Source organism: Pseudomonas sp. NPDC086566 (genome assembly GCF_050280885.1).
GTDB classification, from domain to species: Bacteria; Pseudomonadota; Gammaproteobacteria; order Pseudomonadales; family Pseudomonadaceae; genus Aquipseudomonas; species Aquipseudomonas vlassakiae.
The window spans coordinates 135,849-155,351 of sequence record NZ_JBNNWD010000002.1; the positions used below are offsets into that span (position 1 = coordinate 135,849).

Annotated in this window: 19 protein-coding genes; 12 read left to right on the top strand and 7 right to left on the bottom strand. The window is 59.7% G+C overall.

The genetic code is table 11. The annotated features are described in order from the left end of the window. The first annotated feature begins 74 nt into the window (after positions 1-74). The 3 genes from ACQKPS_RS04840 to ACQKPS_RS04850 all read left to right on the top strand — a co-directional run bounded on the left by ACQKPS_RS04840 (position 75) and on the right by ACQKPS_RS04850 (position 4,612). Positions 75-851 carry a DeoR/GlpR family DNA-binding transcription regulator gene (locus ACQKPS_RS04840; RefSeq protein WP_254482372.1) on the top strand — a complete coding sequence of 259 codons (777 nt, stop codon included), beginning with the start codon at positions 75-77 and terminating at the stop codon, positions 849-851. Positions 852-853: 2 nt separating this feature from the next. Continuing rightward, entirely contained in the window at positions 854-2,689 is a 1,836-nt protein-coding gene (gene glmS / locus ACQKPS_RS04845; RefSeq protein ID WP_254482371.1) for a glutamine--fructose-6-phosphate transaminase (isomerizing), read from the top strand. 342 nt (positions 2,690-3,031) lie between these two features. Then, complete coding sequence (locus tag ACQKPS_RS04850) at positions 3,032-4,612, top strand: glycosyltransferase family 39 protein (protein ID WP_254482369.1); 1,581 nt, start codon at positions 3,032-3,034, stop codon at positions 4,610-4,612. 41 nt (positions 4,613-4,653) lie between these two features. On the opposite strand, the gene ACQKPS_RS04855 is transcribed toward ACQKPS_RS04850, so the two are convergent. After that, positions 4,654-5,088: a DoxX family protein gene (locus ACQKPS_RS04855; RefSeq protein WP_427603007.1), complete on the bottom strand. Its 435-nt coding sequence runs from the start codon at positions 5,086-5,088 to the stop codon at positions 4,654-4,656. Between the two features lie 13 nt (positions 5,089-5,101). Between ACQKPS_RS04855 and ACQKPS_RS04860 the strand changes: the two genes are divergently transcribed. From ACQKPS_RS04860 to ACQKPS_RS04870, 3 genes are all read left to right on the top strand, one after another. Beyond that, positions 5,102-5,335, top strand: a complete 234-nt coding sequence (locus tag ACQKPS_RS04860; protein WP_427603009.1) for a hypothetical protein — start codon at positions 5,102-5,104, stop codon at positions 5,333-5,335. 82 nt (positions 5,336-5,417) lie between these two features. After that, positions 5,418-6,716 carry an MFS transporter gene (locus tag ACQKPS_RS04865; protein ID WP_254482368.1) on the top strand — a complete coding sequence of 433 codons (1,299 nt, stop codon included), beginning with the start codon at positions 5,418-5,420 and terminating at the stop codon, positions 6,714-6,716. After that, on the top strand, positions 6,713-7,483 hold the full coding sequence (locus ACQKPS_RS04870) for a substrate-binding domain-containing protein (protein ID WP_313202738.1): 771 nt from the start codon (positions 6,713-6,715) through the stop codon (positions 7,481-7,483). Before ACQKPS_RS04865 ends, ACQKPS_RS04870 begins: the two co-directional genes overlap by 4 nt. On the opposite strand, the gene ACQKPS_RS04875 is transcribed toward ACQKPS_RS04870, so the two are convergent. Beyond that, positions 7,469-8,377, bottom strand: coding sequence for a LysR family transcriptional regulator (locus tag ACQKPS_RS04875; RefSeq protein ID WP_254482366.1), 909 nt, complete (start codon positions 8,375-8,377; stop codon positions 7,469-7,471). The two genes, ACQKPS_RS04870 and ACQKPS_RS04875, sit on opposite strands and share 15 nt — an antisense overlap. 72 nt (positions 8,378-8,449) lie before the next feature. Next, on the bottom strand, positions 8,450-9,850 hold the full coding sequence (gene lpdA, locus ACQKPS_RS04880; protein ID WP_254482365.1) for a dihydrolipoyl dehydrogenase: 1,401 nt from the start codon (positions 9,848-9,850) through the stop codon (positions 8,450-8,452). Between the two features lie 207 nt (positions 9,851-10,057). On the opposite strand from lpdA, the gene cfaB reads away from it, so the two are divergent. Beyond that, positions 10,058-11,242 carry a C17 cyclopropane fatty acid synthase CfaB gene (cfaB, locus tag ACQKPS_RS04885; RefSeq protein ID WP_313202740.1) on the top strand — a complete coding sequence of 395 codons (1,185 nt, stop codon included), beginning with the start codon at positions 10,058-10,060 and terminating at the stop codon, positions 11,240-11,242. Between the two features lie 51 nt (positions 11,243-11,293). On the opposite strand, the gene cls is transcribed toward cfaB, so the two are convergent. After that, entirely contained in the window at positions 11,294-12,733 is a 1,440-nt protein-coding gene (cls, locus tag ACQKPS_RS04890; RefSeq protein WP_254482363.1) for a cardiolipin synthase, read from the bottom strand. Positions 12,734-12,863: 130 nt separating this feature from the next. Here cls and ACQKPS_RS04895 point away from each other — a divergent pair, with 130 nt between their 5' ends. Next, on the top strand, positions 12,864-13,391 hold the full coding sequence (locus ACQKPS_RS04895) for a DUF3617 domain-containing protein (RefSeq protein WP_099814980.1): 528 nt from the start codon (positions 12,864-12,866) through the stop codon (positions 13,389-13,391). 3 nt (positions 13,392-13,394) lie between these two features. Here the strand turns inward: ACQKPS_RS04895 and folE2 are convergent, their stop codons facing one another. After that, the gene (gene folE2 / locus ACQKPS_RS04900; protein ID WP_427603013.1) at positions 13,395-14,282 is read right to left on the bottom strand and encodes a GTP cyclohydrolase FolE2; all 888 of its coding nucleotides are present in this window, start codon (positions 14,280-14,282) and stop codon (positions 13,395-13,397) included. A 156-nt stretch (positions 14,283-14,438) separates the two neighbouring features. Here folE2 and zigA point away from each other — a divergent pair, with 156 nt between their 5' ends. The 3 genes from zigA to ACQKPS_RS04915 are packed head-to-tail and all read left to right on the top strand — an operon-like array spanning position 14,439 to position 17,279. Next, positions 14,439-15,647 (top strand): zinc metallochaperone GTPase ZigA, encoded by a 1,209-nt coding sequence (gene zigA / locus ACQKPS_RS04905; RefSeq protein ID WP_254482361.1) that lies wholly within the window; start codon positions 14,439-14,441, stop codon positions 15,645-15,647. Next, complete coding sequence (locus tag ACQKPS_RS04910) at positions 15,644-16,270, top strand: DUF1826 domain-containing protein (protein WP_283723430.1); 627 nt, start codon at positions 15,644-15,646, stop codon at positions 16,268-16,270. Before zigA ends, ACQKPS_RS04910 begins: the two co-directional genes overlap by 4 nt. A 40-nt stretch (positions 16,271-16,310) precedes the next feature. Then, entirely contained in the window at positions 16,311-17,279 is a 969-nt protein-coding gene (locus ACQKPS_RS04915; protein WP_427603016.1) for a CobW family GTP-binding protein, read from the top strand. A 37-nt stretch (positions 17,280-17,316) separates the two neighbouring features. Here the strand turns inward: ACQKPS_RS04915 and ACQKPS_RS04920 are convergent, their stop codons facing one another. Further along, a complete protein-coding gene (locus ACQKPS_RS04920; RefSeq protein ID WP_254482358.1) occupies positions 17,317-17,709 on the bottom strand; it encodes a DUF3301 domain-containing protein in 393 nt (130 codons plus the stop codon). Between the two features lie 120 nt (positions 17,710-17,829). On the opposite strand from ACQKPS_RS04920, the gene pdxY reads away from it, so the two are divergent. Further along, positions 17,830-18,702: a pyridoxal kinase PdxY gene (gene pdxY, locus ACQKPS_RS04925; RefSeq protein ID WP_427603018.1), complete on the top strand. Its 873-nt coding sequence runs from the start codon at positions 17,830-17,832 to the stop codon at positions 18,700-18,702. Here pdxY and ACQKPS_RS04930 read toward each other — a convergent pair. Continuing rightward, positions 18,699-19,184 (bottom strand): acyl-CoA thioesterase, encoded by a 486-nt coding sequence (locus ACQKPS_RS04930; RefSeq protein WP_016394349.1) that lies wholly within the window; start codon positions 19,182-19,184, stop codon positions 18,699-18,701. The two genes, pdxY and ACQKPS_RS04930, sit on opposite strands and share 4 nt — an antisense overlap. Positions 19,185-19,503 lie beyond the last annotated feature (319 nt).

Genomic DNA, 19,503 nt, shown 5'->3' on the forward strand with positions numbered 1-19,503 from the left:
TGAACACCTTGACGAAATGCCCCTCATAGGTTTTGATTGCAACAATTATCTTTCGAATCGAAACTTATAAGACCATGTCGAAACGTAACACCCCACAGCGCCGTCACAACATCCTGGCCCTGCTCAGTGAGCAAGGTGAGGTAAGCGTTGATGCTTTGGCCAAGCGTTTCGAGACCTCGGAGGTCACCATCCGCAAGGATCTTGCCGCGCTGGAGGCCAATGGCCTGCTGCTGCGCCGCTATGGCGGTGCGGTGCCGGTACCGCAGGAGATGCTCGTAGAGATCGCGCAACCCGTCTCCGCCTACAAAAAGGCGATCGCTCGTGCAGCGGTGGGGCGTATTCGCGAGCATGCGCGGATCATCATCGACAGTGGCAGCACTACCGCCGCGATGATTCCGGAGTTGGGCCGCCAACCCGGTCTGGTAGTGATGACCAATTCATTGAATGTGGCCCGCGCCATCAGCGAGATCGAGCACGAGCCGGTGCTGTTGATGACCGGGGGTACCTGGGACCCGCATTCCGAGTCGTTCCAAGGTCAGGTCGCCGAGCAGGTACTACGCTCTTACGATTTCGATCAGCTGTTCATCGGTGCCGATGGCATCGACCTGCAGCGCGGCACCACCACCTTCAATGAGCTGCTTGGCCTGAGCCGAGTCATGGCCGAGGTAGCCCGCGAAGTGATCGTGATGGTCGAGTCGGACAAGGTCGGGCGCAAGATCCCCAATCTCGAGCTGCCGTGGGGCAGTGTGCATACCCTCATTACAGACGAACGCCTGCCCGCAGCGGCACGCGAACAGATTCAAGCCCGCGGCATCAACCTGATTTGCGCCGCGATCAGCCAGGAGCAATAAACATGTGTGGAATCGTTGGTGCCGTAGCCGAGCGCAATATCACTGCCATTCTCATCGAAGGTCTCAAGCGTCTTGAATATCGTGGTTATGACAGCGCTGGCCTGGCTGTCTATACCCAGCAGGGCGAACTGCAGCGTCGTCGCCGGATCGGCAAGGTGGCCGAGCTGCAGGCCGCTGTTGCCGCCGAGCCGCTAAACGGCCAGCTGGGTATCGCCCACACCCGCTGGGCCACCCACGGTGCACCAACCGAAGGTAACGCCCACCCGCATTTCTCCGGCAACGAAGTGGCGGTGGTGCACAACGGCATCATCGAAAACCACGAAGAACTGCGTGAAGAGCTGAAAGCTCTGGGATATGTGTTCAGCTCGCAGACCGACACCGAAGTCATCGTGCACCTGATCCACCACACGCTGAAGACCCTACCGGACCTGGCCGATGCGCTCAAATCGGCAGTGAAGCGTCTGCACGGTGCCTACGGCCTTGCGCTGATCAGCGTGGCACAGCCCGACCGCCTGGTAGCCGCACGCAGCGGCAGCCCGCTGGTAATCGGCCTGGGCCATGGCGAGAACTTCCTGGCTTCCGACCAACTGGCCCTGCGCCAGGTCACCGACCGTTTCATGTATCTGGAAGAGGGCGATATCGCCGAAATCCGCCGTGACCAGGTGAAGGTCTGGGACCAGGCTGGCAACCCGGTACAGCGTGAAACCGTGCAGTACCACGAAGGCGCCGAAGCCGCCGACAAGGGCGCCTACCGCCACTTCATGCTCAAGGAGATCCACGAGCAGCCGACCGTGGTCCAGCGCACCCTGGAAGGCCGCTTGGGCAAGGACCATGTACTGGTCCAGGCTTTCGGCCCGCAGGCTGCCGAGCTGTTCGCCAAAGTGCGTAACGTGCAGATCGTTGCCTGCGGTACCAGCTACCACGCCGGCATGGTCGCCCGTTACTGGCTGGAAAGCCTCGCTGGCATTCCGTGCCAGGTCGAAGTGGCCAGCGAATTCCGTTATCGCAAGGTCGTGGTGCAGCCTGATACCCTATTCGTCTCGATCTCCCAGTCTGGCGAAACCGCCGACACCCTGGCTGCCCTGCGCAACGCCAAAGAGCTGGGCTTCCTGGGTAGTCTGGCCATCTGCAACGTCGGCATCAGTTCGCTGGTGCGTGAGTCCGACCTGACCCTGCTGACCTTGGCCGGCCCGGAAATAGGCGTGGCCTCGACCAAGGCCTTCACCACCCAGCTGGTCTCGCTGATGCTGCTGACCCTGGCGCTGGGCCAGGTGCGCGGCACCCTCGAAGCGGGCGTCGAAGCCGGGTTGGTGGAAGAGCTGCGTCGCCTGCCAGCGCGCCTGGGCGAAGCCCTGGCCATGGACAGTACCGTGGAGAAGACCGCCGAGCTGTTTGCCGACAAGCATCACACCCTGTTCCTCGGCCGAGGTGCCCAGTACCCGGTGGCCATGGAGGGTGCGCTGAAGCTTAAGGAAATCTCCTACATCCACGCTGAAGCCTACCCGGCCGGTGAGCTCAAGCACGGTCCGCTGGCGCTTGTGGATAACGACATGCCAGTGGTGACCGTTGCGCCAAACAATGAACTGCTGGAAAAGCTCAAGTCCAACCTGCAGGAAGTGCGTGCCCGTGGTGGTGAGCTGGTGGTATTCGCTGATGAGAATGCCGGCATGAGCAACGGCGAAGGCACCCACGTGATCAAGGTGCCGCACATCGTCGACGAACTGGCACCGATCCTCTACACCATCCCGCTGCAACTGCTTTCGTACTACGTGGCGGTGCTCAAGGGTACGGACGTCGACCAGCCGCGTAACCTGGCCAAGTCCGTGACGGTGGAATAAGCATTTTCCGCCTGGAAAGACCAACTGGCTGTGCGGATTAAATCATGACTGAAAAGGTCAATGTTTGACTCGCGCTATCAATGCTAGGGACACGCACAAACCCCCGTAACGACGGGGGTTTTCCGTTACAGGGCCAAACCGCTGGCCACCCTGGGGCAAGCGGCAAGCGCTGCCGAAGGTCCTCGATGAGCAGCGTGTGGGCAGCCGTGTACTACATTTTGAGAGCAGTACTGATATTTGACGATTTCTATGAGGAATGCTTGGCGCTGATCGTTTGACCCAGTGGATAGCAATACGTCGCGTAAAAAGCGCTCACAAAGGCTGCGCTGGGCTGGAGGAAGCATGAGGTTTCACGAACGCAACGTCAGCGCGGAAGCCCCAGTTCCCGGCAATGCGATCAAGCTCGAAACATTCGTCCTATGGGCCAAGAGGCTCTGGCCGGTGCCAATCCTGCTACTCGCCATGCTGGCTCGAGTCTACGGCTCAACGGCCTCCGCCATATGGTGCGATGAGGGCTCTAGTTTGTTGATGAGCCAGTACTCACCCTCGCTCATCTGGATGCACAGCGCCCATGACGTACACCCACCCCTTTACTTCGTCCTTCTACATGCCTGGATAGGTGCATTCGGGGCCAGTGTCTTCTCGGTCAGGTTCATCAGCGTGCTGACAGGTGTCGGTACTGTAGCCCTGGGCATGTGGCTGGTTTGCGTGATTGCCACGCGTCGCGCAGCAGTAATGGCTGGTGTTTTGTTGGCATTGCTGCCCATTGCAGTGCGTTATAGCCAGGAAGCGCGTATGTACGCCCTCATGGGGTTCTTTCTGCTGGGAGCAACCATTGCGCTTGTATATTGGGTGAAAAACCCTGAGCGCCACCGCTACCTATTCATCTATGTGCTGTTAATGGTGGCAAGTTTCTATACACATTATTTTACGAGCCTTTGCGTACTGTCCCACTGGGCTTATCTATTGCTTGTACGAGGTGAAAAACACCGCCTGATTGGTCGGCCAGCATGGTGGGTCGCCAACGGCATGATCGTCCTGCTGTATACCCCGTGGATTCCAGGCTTGATAGACCTGTTGCAGCACCTTGATCAACTCAGGGCGGGTGGTGACATTGGCTGGATACTGCCCGTTACACTGTATTCCCTGCCATCGACAATCTGGCAGTTCATGGCCCTTTCCGATGGCCTGAATCTGACATGGCCAGTCTACCTTGCTCTGCCACTGGCGTTGGCGCTGGTAACCGGCGTTGTCTGTCGGCATGATCGAAGCCGCCATAAATTCCATGTGCTCATGGCGATATATACGTTTCTACCGTTGATCGTCGTATTCGCAATCTCATGGATAACGCCACTTCTGGTCGAGCGCTATCTGATGTTTTCGGCCTTGGGCTTACCGATCGTGCTGGCAATTGCCATTGACCGAATGAAGCGCCGTTATCGCTACGCAGCCCTCATCACCCTGATGACCCTATTGGCCGTAGAAGGGGTTGGCCTAAGCAGTTATTACCAAAAGGATGATGATCAGTTCAACAAGCTGGTCAACTTCGTCAATGAAAATTATCGTGCGAATGACCGTATCGTCGTCAGCGATCTCTTCTGGTATTTCAGCTACGTCTATTACAACAAGACCGGGTCGGTTCCACTGCTCTATACGCCACCCCTGGCCAACGGCGCTTCGGGTCGGCCAGGTAACTACGGGTTTGGCACACTGGTCAACAATGATGCCGATAAAATCTATCTCGACAGCCTTGAAAAACTGCCCGTCAGCCAGACCAGAGTCTGGCTGATAAGCAACAGCGCACCGCCCGATGATTTCGCTTCCATACCGAACAATTGGAACAAGGTAACGCTACTGAAAGTCGGCGATACCCAAGTACGCCTTTACTCCATTAGCGCACCCTATAACGCTAAAACAAATTAATTTGCAGTCCCGCGCTCGGTGCCCGAAATTCCGGTTTGCCTTCAAGCTGTCTGCAACACAGTCTTGCTTGCCCGCCGGGCTTTGATGTTAGCCAGCAGCGCATCCACGCTCAGCGCACCGCCGCCAAACGCTGCAATCTGCAACAGGCCGCCTGCGATCGATAGGTTCTTGAAGAAATTGATGAACTGCCCTTGGTCCGCCAGGTTGTTGTGGAAAGCGAAGGCTGCCATCACGGTGAACAGCGCCATGATCACTGCGACGATACGGGTCTGAAAGCCGATGATCAGCAAGGCTGCGAGACCGAGTTCGACACCCAGTGCTGCCAGGTAACTGAGTACCGGGAAGGGCAGGCCGCTTGATTCGATATATGCAATGGTGCCGTCCGGCGAGGTCAGCTTGCTGAAGCCGCTCAGCAGGAACAGCACGGCCAGCAACACGCGACCTACGACTGCAGTTGTACCTTTGAAATTGATCATTTTGTAGCTCCTGATGCTTGAGTTCGAATGGCTCACCGCGCTGTGCTCGGTGGCGTTGTCTGCGGTATGGGGCCATTCTGGAGCGGAGAACCGATCAAGACAATTGGGTTTAAAAGTGAATGATTGTTCCAAAAATCAGGACAATAGAGACGATCAAGAAAACGGTGCATCTCGCTCACTGTCTGCCCTTGAAAGTAACAGTACACGGCTGATTGATCGCGATCGCGCATCAATTAATGAAAAATGAACGATTATCTCCAGCGCCGCTTTCGACGATCATTCTCGAAATAAGCACTTACAATTATTAAGAAACGCTGGAGATCCACACCATGAGTCTGCCGTCACACTCGGTGCCCGAGGGCAAGTCCAAGGCCGGTATGGTCTTCCGGGTCACGTCCGGAAACTTCCTCGAACAGTTCGACTTCTTCCTGTTCGGCTTCTATGCCACGCATATCGCGGCGGCCTTCTTCCCCGCGTCCAATGAATTCGCCTCGTTGATGATGACCTTCGCCGTTTTTGGCGCAGGCTTCCTCATGCGCCCGCTGGGTGCGGTGATCCTGGGGGCCTACATCGATGACGTAGGCCGACGCAAGGGGCTGATCGTAACCCTGGCGATCATGGCCAGCGGGACCTTGCTGATCGTGCTGGTGCCTGGATATGAGAGCATCGGACTTCTGGCCCCGGCGCTGGTACTCATCGGGCGCTTGTTGCAAGGTTTCTCGGCCGGCGCGGAGCTCGGCGGTGTGTCTGTGTACCTGGCCGAAATGGCCACGCCGGGGCACAAGGGCTTCTATGCCAGCTGGCAGTCCGCCAGCCAGCAGGTGGCGGTCGTGGTTGCAGCGGCGCTCGGCTTTGCCCTCAACCAGTGGCTGACGCCTGACCAGCTCACCCAGTGGGGTTGGCGGGTACCGTTTGCTGTTGGCTGCATGATCATCCCGGTGATCTTCCTGCTGCGTCGCAGCCTGCAGGAAACCGAGGAGTTCGCGGCCCGCGAACATCGCCCAACGATGAAGCAGGTACTGGCGACGCTGGCCGCCAATTCCGGCATCGTGCTGTACGGCATGCTGATGGTGGCCATGACCACCACTGCCTTCTACATGATCACGGTATACGCCCCGACCTTCGGCAAGACCGTGCTGCAACTGAGTACCGGTGATGCGCTGCTGGTGACCTTGCTGACCGCAGTGTCGAACTTCATCTGGTTGCCCATCGGCGGTGCGCTCAGCGATCGCCTGGGGCGCAAGCCGCTGCTGTTGGCCATGTCGCTGATGACCTTGATCACCGCTTACCCGGCCCTGACCTATCTGGCCCAGGCGCCGACCTTCGGCCACATGCTTGAAGTGCTGCTGTGGTTCTCGTTCCTGTACGGCATGTACAACGGCGCGATGATCCCGGCGCTGACCGAAATCATGCCGGTGGAAGTCCGTGTAGCAGGTTTTTCGCTGGCTTATAGCTTGGCGACCGCCCTGTTCGGCGGGTTCACCCCGGCAATCTCGACGTGGATGATCCATGTCACCAATGACAAGGCGGCACCCGCCTACTGGATGATGTTTGCCGCGCTCTGTGCATTCGTCGCTACCTGGATGCTGTACCGTCGCTTGGCCAACCGCGCACCGGTGGCCGTATGAGGAACTCGATGAAAGCGTTACTGACCGCTGCTCTCCTGGCTGGCTGCAGCCTTGCCCAGGCTGCTGAACTGACCGTCATGACCTCGGGTGGCTTTACCGCCGCCTATAAACAACTGGGGCCCAAGTATGCCGCGCAGAGCGGCGATACACTGGTCACCGTGCTCGGGCCCTCGATGGGCAAGGCACCCGAGGCGATCCCCAATCGCCTCGCTCGCGGCGAGCACGCTGATGTGGTGATCATGGTCGGCTATGCGCTGGATGAACTCATCCGCCAGGGTAAGGTCGACCCGGCTTCGCGTGTCGAGCTTGCCGATTCGCGCATCGGTATGGTGGTCAAGCAGGGCCAGCCCAAGCCGGAGATCGGCACCCCCGATCAGCTGAAGCAGACGCTGCTGGCGGCAAAATCGGTGGCCTATTCGGATAGTGCCAGTGGCGTGTATATCAAGACGCAGCTGTACAAGAAGTTGGGTATCGAGGACCGCCTGGTCGGCAAGAGCACCATGGTCGAGCGTATACCGGTGGCCTCGCAGGTGGCTCAGGGCACCTATGAGCTTGGTTTCCAGCAGGTTGCCGAGTTGCTGCCCGTGCCGGGTGTGACTCTGGTTGGCAAGATTCCAGAAAGCCTGCAGTCGGTGACCCGCTACGCTGCCGCTATTCCAAAAGGCGCCGAGCACCCTGCCGAGGCAAAAAAGCTTCTGCAATACCTGGCCTCACCTGCCGCGCAGCCTGACGTACGTGCCACCGGCCTGGATTCAGTCGCCCGGTAATACGCCGGGCAACTCCCGGATCAACCTCACCATCTCGAGTGCCGCAGGCGTCAGTGTGCGGCCGCGGCGCTTGAGCAGGCCCATCTTGCGGCTGACCTGCGGTTCGACCAGTGCAACGCTGGCCAGGATTGGATGCGGTGATAGCGGCAGCGCGATAGACGGCACCGCAGCAATTCCCAGGCCCGCTTCGATCAGGCCCAGCAGGGTCGTCACATGCCTGGCCTCGCAAACGCTCTCCTTACTCACCTGCATGCCGGCCAGCGCCCGATCCAGGACCAGGCGGTTGCCAGACGACTTACCCAGGCTGATGTAGTCATGTTCGTAGGCTTGCGCCCAGGTCACCGTCTCCAGCTTGGCCAACGGGTGGTCCTGGCGGCAGGCGATGACATAGCGTTCCTCGAGCAAGTCGCTGAACTCGATCTCCGGTGCGAGATTACCCGTGAAGCTCAGGCCGAAGTCCGCTTCGCCAGAGGCCACGGCGGCACTCACTTCGTTGGCCGAGGCGTCGTACAGGTTGATGCGCACTTTCGGGTATTGCCCATGGAAGGCACGAATGGCATGGGGCATGAAGTAGTAGGCGGCTGACGGCACACAGGCGATGGTCAGGGTGCCGGTTCGCAGCGAGCCACCATCTCCGACGCTGAGCAGCGCCAGGTCGAGGTCGTCCAGCAGGCGTTCGACCTGAGGTAGAAAGGCGCGCCCGACATTGGTCAGCGACACCTTGCGCGTGGTGCGTTCGAGCAGTTTCACGCCCAATGCCGATTCGAGTTTCTCGATACGCCGGCTCAGCGCCGATTGGGTGATGCGAATGGTATCGGCGGCGCGGCGGAAGCTGCCTTGTTCGACCACTGCACGAAACGCCTGCAAGTCGTTCAGATCGAAATTGATGCTCACCCGGTGGCTCCGCTGGTTTGATCGAAAACGTGCATCAATGGTATTTCGAAAAAACCGGCGGAGCCAGATGGATCAGATTTGCATGGCCATACCGTGCACGTTCATCGCTGCCTGGCGAAGGGCTTCGGAGCGGGTTGGGTGCGGATGGCAGATCAGGGCGATGTCTTCAGCCGAGGCGGCGAATTCCATGGCGACGCAGAACTCGCCGATCATTTCGCTGACGCTCGGGCCGACCAGGTGCACACCGAGCACCTCATCGGTATTGGCATCGGCGATGACCTTGGCGAAGCCTTCGGTCTCGTGGTTGATCTTGGCACGGCTGTTGGCGGTGAAGGGGAACTTGCCGACCTTGTAGGCGCGGCCTTCGGCCTTCAACTGCTCTTCGGTCTTGCCCACGGTAGCCAGTTCCGGACGGGTGTAGATCACGCCCGGAATCAGGTTGTAGTTCACTTCATGCGGTTTGCCGGCGATCCGCTCGATGCACGCGACCGCTTCGTCTTCAGCCTTGTGCGCCAGCATCGGGCCGGAAGTGACGTCGCCGATCACCCATACACCTGGGACCGAGGTGCGGTGGTGCTCGTTGTTCAGCATGCCGCGCTTGTCGGTTTCCAGACCGACGCTTTCCAGGTTCAGGCCCCTGGTATAGGGACGACGGCCGATGGCGACCAACACGTAGTCGGCCTGCAGCGTTTCGGCTGCCCCGCCCGCAGCTGGCTCAAGGGTCAGGCTGACGCCTTCGGCTTCGGTCTTCGCCTGGGTGACCTTGCTACCGAGCTTGAAGGCCATGCCTTGCTTGGCCAGCGCCTTCTGCAGGGTCTTGGCTGTTTCTTCATCGGTGCCCGGGCAGATGCGGTCGAGGTACTCGATGACGGTGACCTGTGCGCCCAGGCGGCGCCATACCGAACCCAGTTCCAGGCCGATGACGCCCGCGCCGATCACCACCAGGTGCTTGGGTACCTGCGGCAGGGCCAGGGCACCGGTGGAATCGATGATCCGCTGGTTGTCGACGGTTACGCCCGGCAGGGGAGTGGGCTCCGAACCGGTAGCAATGACGATGTCCTTGGCCTGCAGTGCGGTCTCGCTGCCATCTTCAGCCTTGACGATGACCTTGCCGACGCCATCCAGGCGGCCCCAGCCTTTGATCCAGTCGACCTTGTTCTTGCGGAACAGGTATTCGATGCCCTTGGTCAGGCCGGTCACGCTCTCGTCCTTTTGTTTCATCATCTGGGCGAGGTTCAGCGTCGGTTTCACTTCGATGCCGAGGTGGGCGAACTCGTCGCCGCTGGCCGCTTCGTAAAGCTCGGAAGCGTGAAGCAACGCCTTGGACGGCATGCAACCGACGTTAAGGCAGGTGCCGCCCAGCGTCGCGCGGCCTTCCACGCAGGCGACACTCAGGCCCAGCTGGCCGGCGCGGATCGCTGCGTTGTAGCCGCCAGGGCCGCCGCCGATGATCACCACGTCATAGGATTTCATGGGTTTTGTACTCCAGATGAGGAAGCGCGAGAGGGGCATAAGGTTAAGCCGAGAAGCGTGGATTGTATACAATCTGTTGCTTCATCAGATCGGTTGGTTCTAGACCTTGGTCTCGTTTAGAGGAAACCTCCCACGAATGAACTACTCTGTTCCGGCGACGTTCGAAATGTCAGGCGTCGTAGCCTTATAGGGATAGGAGGAGTGTTCATGCTTGCTCAACTTCCACCGGCATTGCAGAGCCTGCATCTGCCGCTGCGGCTGAAACTGTGGGATGGAAACCAGTTCGATCTGGGCCCGAGCCCGCAGGTCACCATCCTGGTCAAGGAGCCACAGCTGATCAGCCAGCTGACCCACCCGAGCATGGACCAGCTGGGCACTGCATTCGTGGAGGGCAAGCTGGAGTTGGAAGGCGATATTGGCGAAGCCATCCGAGTCTGCGACGAACTCAGCGAAGCATTGCTGACCGAAGAGGACGAGGCTCCGCCGCAGCGCCTGGCCCATGACAAGAGCACGGACGCCGAGGCTATTTCATATCACTACGACGTCTCCAATGAGTTCTATCAACTCTGGCTCGATCAGGACATGGCCTATTCCTGTGCCTATTTCCGCGAGCCCGACAACACCCTGGATCAAGCCCAACAGGACAAGTTCGATCACCTGTGCCGCAAGCTGCGCCTGGATGCTGGCGACTATCTGCTCGATGTCGGCTGTGGTTGGGGCGGGTTGTCGCGTTTCGCCGCGCGAGAATATGGCGCCAAGGTATTCGGTATCACCCTGAGCAAGGAGCAGCTCAAGCTCGGCCGCGAGCGGGTCAAGGCAGAAGGCCTGGCCGACAAGGTCGACCTGCAGATTCTCGACTATCGCGACCTGCCTCAGGATGGCCGCTTCGATAAGGTAGTCAGTGTCGGCATGTTCGAGCATGTCGGGCACGCCAATCTGGCGTTGTATTGCCGGAAACTGTTCGGCGCCGTCCGCGAAGGTGGACTGGTGATGAACCATGGGATTACTGCCAAGCATGTCGATGGACGCCCGGTCGGGCGTGGCGCAGGTGAGTTCATCGACCGATATGTCTTCCCCCATGGCGAGCTGCCGCACCTGTCGATGATCAGTGCCAGCATCTGTGAGGCCGGGCTAGAGGTGGTGGACGTGGAGAGCCTGCGTCTTCACTATGCGAAGACGCTGCATCACTGGAGCGAGAACCTGGAGAACCAGTTGCACAAGGCTGCGGGGTTAGTGCCGGAGAAAACACTGCGGATCTGGCGCCTCTACCTGGCCGGGTGTGCCTATGCATTCCAGAAGGGCTGGATCAACCTGCATCAGATTCTGGCCGTGAAGCCGTATGCCGATGGGCACCATGATCTGCCGTGGACGCGGGAAGACCTTTATCGCTGAGCCTTGATCACTGACCGCAGAGGGGCCGCAAAAAAGCGGCCCCTTCTTCGTTCAGAGGATGGGTGAAATCAGGCGCGCAATGCGCATTCCCAGCTGCTGGACCCGATGGGTATCGCGGCTGTCTTCGGTGGTGATTTCACGCGCCTGTTCAAAGTCGTCCAGCAGCATCGCCTCCACCTGATCAGCGAACGGACGGTCCACCGTCAGCAAGGTGATTTCGAAGTTGAGCCGGAACGAGCGATTGTCCAGGTTGGCGCTGCCGATCGCGCTGATCTCGTCATCCACCAGCACCACCTTCTGGTGCAGGAAGCCAGGCTGATAACGGAACATTCTCACCCCTGCCCGCACTGCTTCGAACGCGAACAGGCTGGAGGCCGCATAGACGATCTTGTGATCGGGCCGAGACGGAATCAGCACGCGCACGTCCACCCCACGCAGTACCGCCAGGCGCAAGGCGGCGAACACGGCTTCGTCGGGGATGAAATAAGGGCTGGTGATCCATACCCGTTTGCTCGCCGAGTGGATGGCCTCGATGAAGAACAGCGAACAGGTTTCCTGTGGGTCTGCCGGGCCACTGGCCAACGCTTGGCACAGTACACCGTTGTCCGGGTAGGTGTCCGGCAGGATCAAGGGAGGCAGCTGGCGCGTGGCCCAGTACCAGTCCTCGGCAAACGACTCCTGCAGGCAGGCCAATACCGGGCCGCTGATCTGCACATGGGTGTCGCGCCACGGTGACAGAGGTGGATTTTTGCCAAGATATTCGTCCCCTACGTTATGCCCACCGATGAAGCCGAGCAGGCCATCGACCACGACGATCTTGCGGTGGTTGCGGAAGTTGACCTGAAAGCGGTTGAACCATCCGCGGCGGGTGGCGAAGGCATGGATCTGCACACCACCATCACGCAGCGCTTGGCTGTAACCTGCCGGCAGCGCATGGCTGCCGACACGGTCGTATAGCACGAATACCTTCACGCCCTCAGCCGCCTTGCGCAGTAGCAACTGCTGCAGTTCCTTGCCGAGACCGTCGTCATGGATGATGAAAAATTGCACCAATACCACTTCACGTGCCTGCTCGATGGCAGCAAAAATGGCCTCAAATGTGGCCTTGCCATTAATCAGCAGCTTCACTTCGTTATTAGCCAGGCAAGGCATCCGACCGAGCTTCGGCATGGCACGCAAGGCCGCATAGCTTTCCGACTCTCTGGCAGTCAGGGCTTCCTCTACCCAGGGCCGCCAGTTGAGGCTGGCCATCGCCACGTGCATTTCCTGGTTGGCTTGACGCCGGGCCTGGATGTAAGCGTAGAAGGATCGCGCACCAAAGATCAGGTAGGGAATCAGCGTGAGGTAAGGAATGAAGAACAGCGACATGGCCCAGGCAATTGCACCTTGCGCAGTGCGCACGGTGAACACTGCGTGCAACGCGGCGATCATGCCAAGCAAATGGATCAGGCCGAGCACGTAGCCGAAGAAGTAGGGGCTGTGGTAATCCATACGCATCCTGCTTGCCGAATACACAGCGGATAACAGAACACGTTCCACCTCCGCCTTGCAACCTGAAAGCGGATTTGGCGTCTAAGGCTGAGCCCGGCCCGTTGGCCGGCTTTACGAGGAGCGTCCGTACATGAAGATTCGTCTGCCACTGTTGGCCCTGGCCTTGGGCCTGAGCAGCCCACTGGTAAATGCGCAGATGTTGCAACCTGGTTTGTGGGAATTGACTACCAGCAACATGCAGGTCGATGGCAAGCCATTACCCGATATGCAGTTCATGCTCGGGCAATTGAAGAACCTGCCCCCTGAACAGCGGGCCATGATGGAAGGGGTATTGGCCAAGCAGGGCGTTACGATCGGCGGCAATGGCGTGCGCTCGTGTCTGACGCGTGAACAGGTGCAGACCAACGATATCCCCCTGCAGGACCCCAAGTCTGGATGCACTCAGAAGATCACCGACCGAACGGGTAATGTCTGGAAGTTTCAGTTCAGTTGCCCCAAGGCTCAGGGCACTGGCCAGGCGACTTTCCTGAGTGACAAGGAGTTCACAACCCAGGTCAACGGCACCTTCAATGCCTCGGGTGTTCAGCAGCAGGGCAGCATGAATACCCGCGCCGTATGGCTCGGCAACGACTGTGGAACAGTCAAACCTCGCACCTGAGCCTCACCACTGCCACTGGCTGCTGGCTACCGCATCGTGGGCATGCAGGCTTTCTGCATGTTCCACGCGCAGCTTGAAGGCGGTCGCCCACTCCAACTGCTGGAGCGACTGGTGCAGTCGCCGAGCAGCGTCTTCACAGAACATAAGGTTCTGCCCGTTGGCCAAGGCGAACGCCTGTTCGTCTGCACGCTTTACCGCAGTTTGCACAGCCGTACCCAGGCTAGCCTCAATCCGGTCTATCAATTCTGTGATGGGCAGCAACGCCAGTTTGTCTTGCAGGCGCACGCTGACCATCGCCTGGCTACGCTGGCTATGCGGTGTCGCGACGATGCCCTGACTGCTGCCCAACCATTCCAGTACCACGCTGCGCTCCACGTGTTGCCCGGCGAAGTCGGCCTCGAACTGCTGCTGAATCAGTTGCCTTGCAAGGGCTGCCGAGCAGGGGCACGTTGAGGAATAAGGCACACGAACGGATAGTTCCACGTGGAACATTTCATCTGCAATCGTCGCTTCAAGGCTGACTGCATAGCGCTTCCAGCCCGCCAGTGGGCTGACCAAGGCGGGCCTCTTCAGCATGAGCTCGAAATCCAGGCTGAGATAAGCCGCGTCGGAAAGCCCTTCGTGACTGGTGAGGAAGTCTGCGAGAAGACGGCGAATGGCCAAGGGCGTCAATGGCTGCGCTTCGAGCGATTCCAATGCCAGGTACAGGCGAGACATATGGATGCCTCGGGAATTGCCATCCACCAAGCTGACCCCCGCATCGGCCTTGGCCGACACCTGAAGACCGTCGAACTGGATAGGCACTGCGATACCGCGCATGCCGACCCAATCAAGCGGGACGGCGTGTGCCTGGGTTTGTGTGGCAATGTCCGGAAGCATCAGGCTAGTCATGGGATCTACCAAATAGGGTCAGCAAGGGCGATACGGCTATGCAGCGCCATCTCCGAGTTACCTTTGCGACGAGTATGGCTTGGCGAAATTGTATTGTTACTTTATAACATTATGCAATGCATCGTTTCGAGTGCGTCCGCCTGAAGAGGGTTAACCATGTCCAATCGCCTCCCTGTCACCGTGCTGTCTGGCTTCCTGGGTGCCGGCAAGAGCACATTGCTCAACCATGTGCTGCGTAACCGCGACAACCTTCGGGTCGCGGTCATCGTCAATGACATGAGTGAGATCAACATCGACGCCAGCGAAGTGCAGCGCAACGTCAGCCTCAACCGCGCGGAAGAAAAACTGGTTGAAATGAGCAACGGCTGCATCTGCTGCACCTTGCGTGAAGACCTGTTGGAGGAGGTAGCGCGACTGGCCGAGGAAGGCCGTTTTGACTATCTGCTGATCGAGTCCACGGGTATCTCGGAGCCGTTGCCGGTTGCCGAGACCTTCACCTTCCGTGATGAGCAAGGCCGTAGCCTGTCCGACATGGCACGCCTGGACACCATGGTCACCGTGGTCGATGGTCTGAACTTCATGCGCGATTATCAGCAAGCCGACAGCCTGGCCAGCCGCGGCGAGACGCTGGGTGAAGAAGATGAGCGCTCCATCAGCGACCTGTTGATCGAACAGGTCGAGTTCGCCGACGTGCTGTTGCTGAGCAAGATCGACCTGATCAGCCAGCACGAGCGCGAAGAACTGACCGCCATACTACGAAGCCTGAATGCCCGCGCGCAGATCGTGCCGATGGTCATGGGCCAGGTGCCGCTGGCGCGGATTCTCGATACCGGGCTGTTCGACTTCGACCTGGCGGCGCAGGCGCCAGGCTGGCTGCAGGAATTGCGCGGCGAGCACATACCGGAAACCGAGGAGTACGGCATCGCGGCGAGTACCTGGGAAGCCCGTCGTCCCCTGCATCCACAGCGCTTCTTTGACTTTATCCACAACCCCTGGAGTAACGGCCGGCTGCTGCGCTCCAAAGGGTTTTTCTGGCTAGCCAGCAAGTTCCAGGAAGCCGGTAGCTGGTCGCAGGCGGGCGGCATGATGCGTCATGGCCTGGCCGGGCGCTGGTGGCGTTTTGTGCCGCGCGAGCATTGGCCGCAGGATGAGCAGAGCACAGCGGATATTCTCAGGCACTGGCACGTTGAAACCGGTGACTGCCGTCAGGAGTTGGTCTTCATCGGGCAGAACATCGACTTTGCGCAGTTATCCACAGAGCTGGATGCCTGCCTGCTGAGCGATGAGGAAATGGCACTCGGACCGATGGCCTGGCTGCGCCTGCCAGATCCGTTCGGTCCCTGGCTGGCCGAGGAAGCAGCATGAACCTGGCGTTGCCCCCGCGGATCATCCGCCAGGCTTTCGGTGAAGCACCAAAGGTGCTCACCGATATCTTCGAGGATGGCGTTAACCTGGCCGTCTGGCAGCGCCGTTTGCCTGCGCAGGTCGAGGACTTTGCCGCCCTGGCGGTCAACCTCGGTCAGTCCTTGGCTGACCAGCGCGTGCTGGATGTGAACGAGCACGAGCCGCCGCCATTGCCTGGCTTACTGCAGGAAGCTGCCGACCTCCATGGCTACGAGGGGTTTGTTGCCGACGTGAGGTGGCTGGTATCGGCCTACACCTGCCTGGTCGGGGCGCGGCGGGTGGGGCTGCGGCTGCGGGTGCTGCAAAGTGCCATGTGCCCGCGCTTCCATGTGGATAACGTGCCTTTGCGCTTGCTCACCACCTACGTCGGCCCTGGCAGTGAATGGCTGGAAGAAGGCGCAATAGAGCGAGTCGGGCTGCATTTGGCGGCAGCACCTGTGGATAACATTCGCGTGTTGCGGGCGGGGGAGGTTGCAGTTGTCAAAGGAGAGAAATGGCTGGGCAATGAAGGCGCGGGACTTATCCACCGCTCTCCAGCCAGCGATCAGCGGCGTCTGCTGCTCAGTCTTGACTGGCTGGCCTGACGGGTCATAGTGGGGTGAAATTCCGCGTAGAAGTCCTGGCATGCTGCAGAACATCCCCACCCACGTCATCGCCGGTCCATTGGGGGCTGGCAAGACCAGCCTCATCCGCCAGTTGATGGCCCAGCGCCCGGCAAACGAACGTTGGGCCGTGCTGGTCAACGAGTTCGGCCAGGTCGGCCTCGATGCGGCCTTGCTCAGCCGCGACGAGGACGGTATTGCCATCGGCGAGGTGGCCGGCGGCTGCCTGTGCTGCGTGAACGGTACACCGTTCCAGGTCGGCTTGGGTCGCCTGCTGCGCAAAGCGCGGCCTGACCGTTTGTTTATCGAGCCTTCCGGGCTTGGTCATCCTGTGCAGTTGATGAACCAGTTACATCAGGCACCTTGGGTTGGGGTATTGGCAGTGCAGCCGTTGGTGATGGTTCTGGACGCTCAGGCACTGGCCCGTGGTGAGCCGTTGGCAAATGCCCAGCAACAGGCTTTGCAAGCGGCATCGCTGGTTGTGCTAAACAAGGCTGAGGCTGTGGATGAAAATACTAAGCTGTTGATAAACAGAGATTTTTCCCATGTCCGCCCGCTTTGGACCCAGCAGGGGTCGGTCGAACTCGAAATGCTGCCTGTTTCATCCACTCATCAAATGGGTGTCGGTTCGGTTGATGATGTGCCCGACACAACTCTATCCACAGCGCCTTCAGCCCTGTGGATAGATCCTTCTCTGCCGATTTGTTCGGCTCAGGAGGGAGAAGGAGGGTGGAGCATCGGCTGGCGCTGGCACCCCAGCCAGCGATTCGAACCACAACGGTTGCAGGCGTTTCTTTCGGCCTGGCCGTGGCGGCGAGCCAAGGGCGTTATCCACAGCGCGGACGGATGGCAGTCATTCAATGGGCTGGACGGTGAGTTGCCGCAGTGGCTGCCAAGCGAATGGCGCAAGGACTCGCGCATCGAGCTGATCTTCGAACAGGTGCAACCAGAACATCCACTAAAGCTGGCGCTGGCTGAATGCCTGGTGTGAAAGCAATCACCTACCCAGTGGGAGCGGGTTCTTGCTTTCAGTTACGCCAGCGATTGTGCTCCTGACGCCACTGCTGCATCTCGATCACATTGTCAGTCCGTGGCGGTGTCTTGATCTCGAACGGGTAGGGGGCCAGTTCGATCTGCGCGCTGTGGGCGCCGAACTGGGTCACGGTGCCAGGGTGGCGCTGTTCACCGGTCACGGTGAACTCAAAGGCATAGACGCGGGCCAGGCGCTTCTTGCCGTTTGCATCGCGGATGAACGCGATGCGTTTGAGCGCAACGGCGTCATCCAGCAGCTCCAGGTCGAGCTTTGCGCAATGCTGTTTGACCCGCTCCAGGGCCTTCTCGCGCAGCCCATGGTTGTGCCATAACCAAGCGCCTGCCGTGGCCAGCAACATCAGGACGAAGAGATTCTCCAGGGTCAACATTTACGTATGCTCCAAACAGGTCGAACCAGCTTAACTGCGTCCCTGGCCTGTCGTACAGGTGGCAATCGAGTCCATACTGCGCGCTGCACAATCCTTGAAACAGCTTTGGAATCCTCCCGCATGAAACGTACCCCGCACCTGCTCGCCATTCAGTCCCACGTGGTATTCGGCCACGCCGGCAACAGCGCTGCGGTGTTCCCCATGCAGCGTATCGGGGTCAATGTCTGGCCCCTCAATACCGTACAGTTCTCCAATCACACTCAGTATGGCCAGTGGGCGGGCGAAGTGCTCGCTCCTGCGCAAATTCCTGCGTTGGTGGAAGGTATTTCCAACATCGGCGAACTGGGCCACTGCGACGCCGTGCTGTCCGGCTATCTGGGCAGCGCCGAGCAGGGCCGGGCGATCCTGGCAGGGGTCGAACGCATCAAGGCTGTAAATCCGAAGGCGCTGTACCTGTGTGATCCAGTCATGGGCCATGCGGAGAAGGGCTGTATCGTTCCGCTAGAAGTCAGCGAATTCCTGCTCGATGAAGCCGCGGCCAAGGCGGATATCCTGTGCCCCAATCAGCTGGAACTGGACAGCTTCTGCGGCCGTCGGGCGCAATCGCTCGAGGACTGCGTGAGCATGGCGCGCAGCCTGCTCGAACGTGGCCCGCAGGTGCTGCTGGTCAAGCACCTGTCGTATCCGGGGCGGGCTGAAGATATGTTCGAGATGTTGCTGGTGACCCGCGAAGCAAGCTGGCACCTGCGTCGCCCTCTGCTGGCGTTCCCTCGGCAACCGGTTGGCGTAGGCGACCTGACCTCGGGGTTGTTCCTGGCCCGCGTGCTGTTGGGCGGCAGCTGGCAGCAGGCCTTTGAGTTCACTGCTGCGGCCGTGCACGAGGTGCTGTTGGAAACCCAGGCCTGCGCCAGCTATGAATTGCAGCTGGTGCGGGCCCAGGATCGCATCGCTCATCCGCGCGTGCGCTTCGAGGCGCAGCGCCTGGCAATCTAGATCGAGTCGGTTTTCAAGTCCTGGTAGCGCTTTTCCAGTTCCTGGCGGATCTGCCGGCGCTGCTGGCCCTGCAGGAAACGGCGCTTCTCTTCGCTGGAGTGTGGCTGGCGGGGCGGCACGGGTACCGGGCGACGGTTGTCATCGACCGCGACCATGGTGAAGAAGCAGCTGTTGGAATGACGTACCGAGCGCTCGCGGATGTTCTCGGTGACCACCTTGATCCCCACTTCCATCGACGTGTTGCCGGTGTAGTTGACCGAGGCGAGGAATGTCACCAGCTCGCCGACGTGTACCGGCTCGCGGAAGATCACCTGGTCGACCGACAGGGTCACCACATAGCTGCCGGCATAGCGACTGGCACAGGCATAGGCCACTTCGTCGAGATACTTGAGCAATGTGCCGCCGTGTACGTTGCCAGAAAAGTTGGCCATGTCCGGGGTCATCAGGACGGTCATGCTCAGCTGGGCGTTTCCAGGTTCCATAGTGTGCTCACGGTGAGGTTGCGCTGAATCGGGGCGGGTATCTGCTGACACTTCTGGTTTCCCCTCTAGAAGGTTTGCCTTCCTGACTTACGGGACGTTGCCGGACGCTCCATGGTCACGCCAATTACGTCATCAGAGGCGGCTGATCGGCCGATCTGTTTCTACATATTGCACCGCCTTTTTGCGGCAGGGTGCGATGTTAACCTGACTGCGCCCACGCAACGTGGGCGTTCTTGCATTCAATACAGTATGTACTTGCTGCTCGCCCGGCTGTGCCTTGGCAGAGGAGCGGTCTGCCCAGGTGTCCACAAAGTCGACA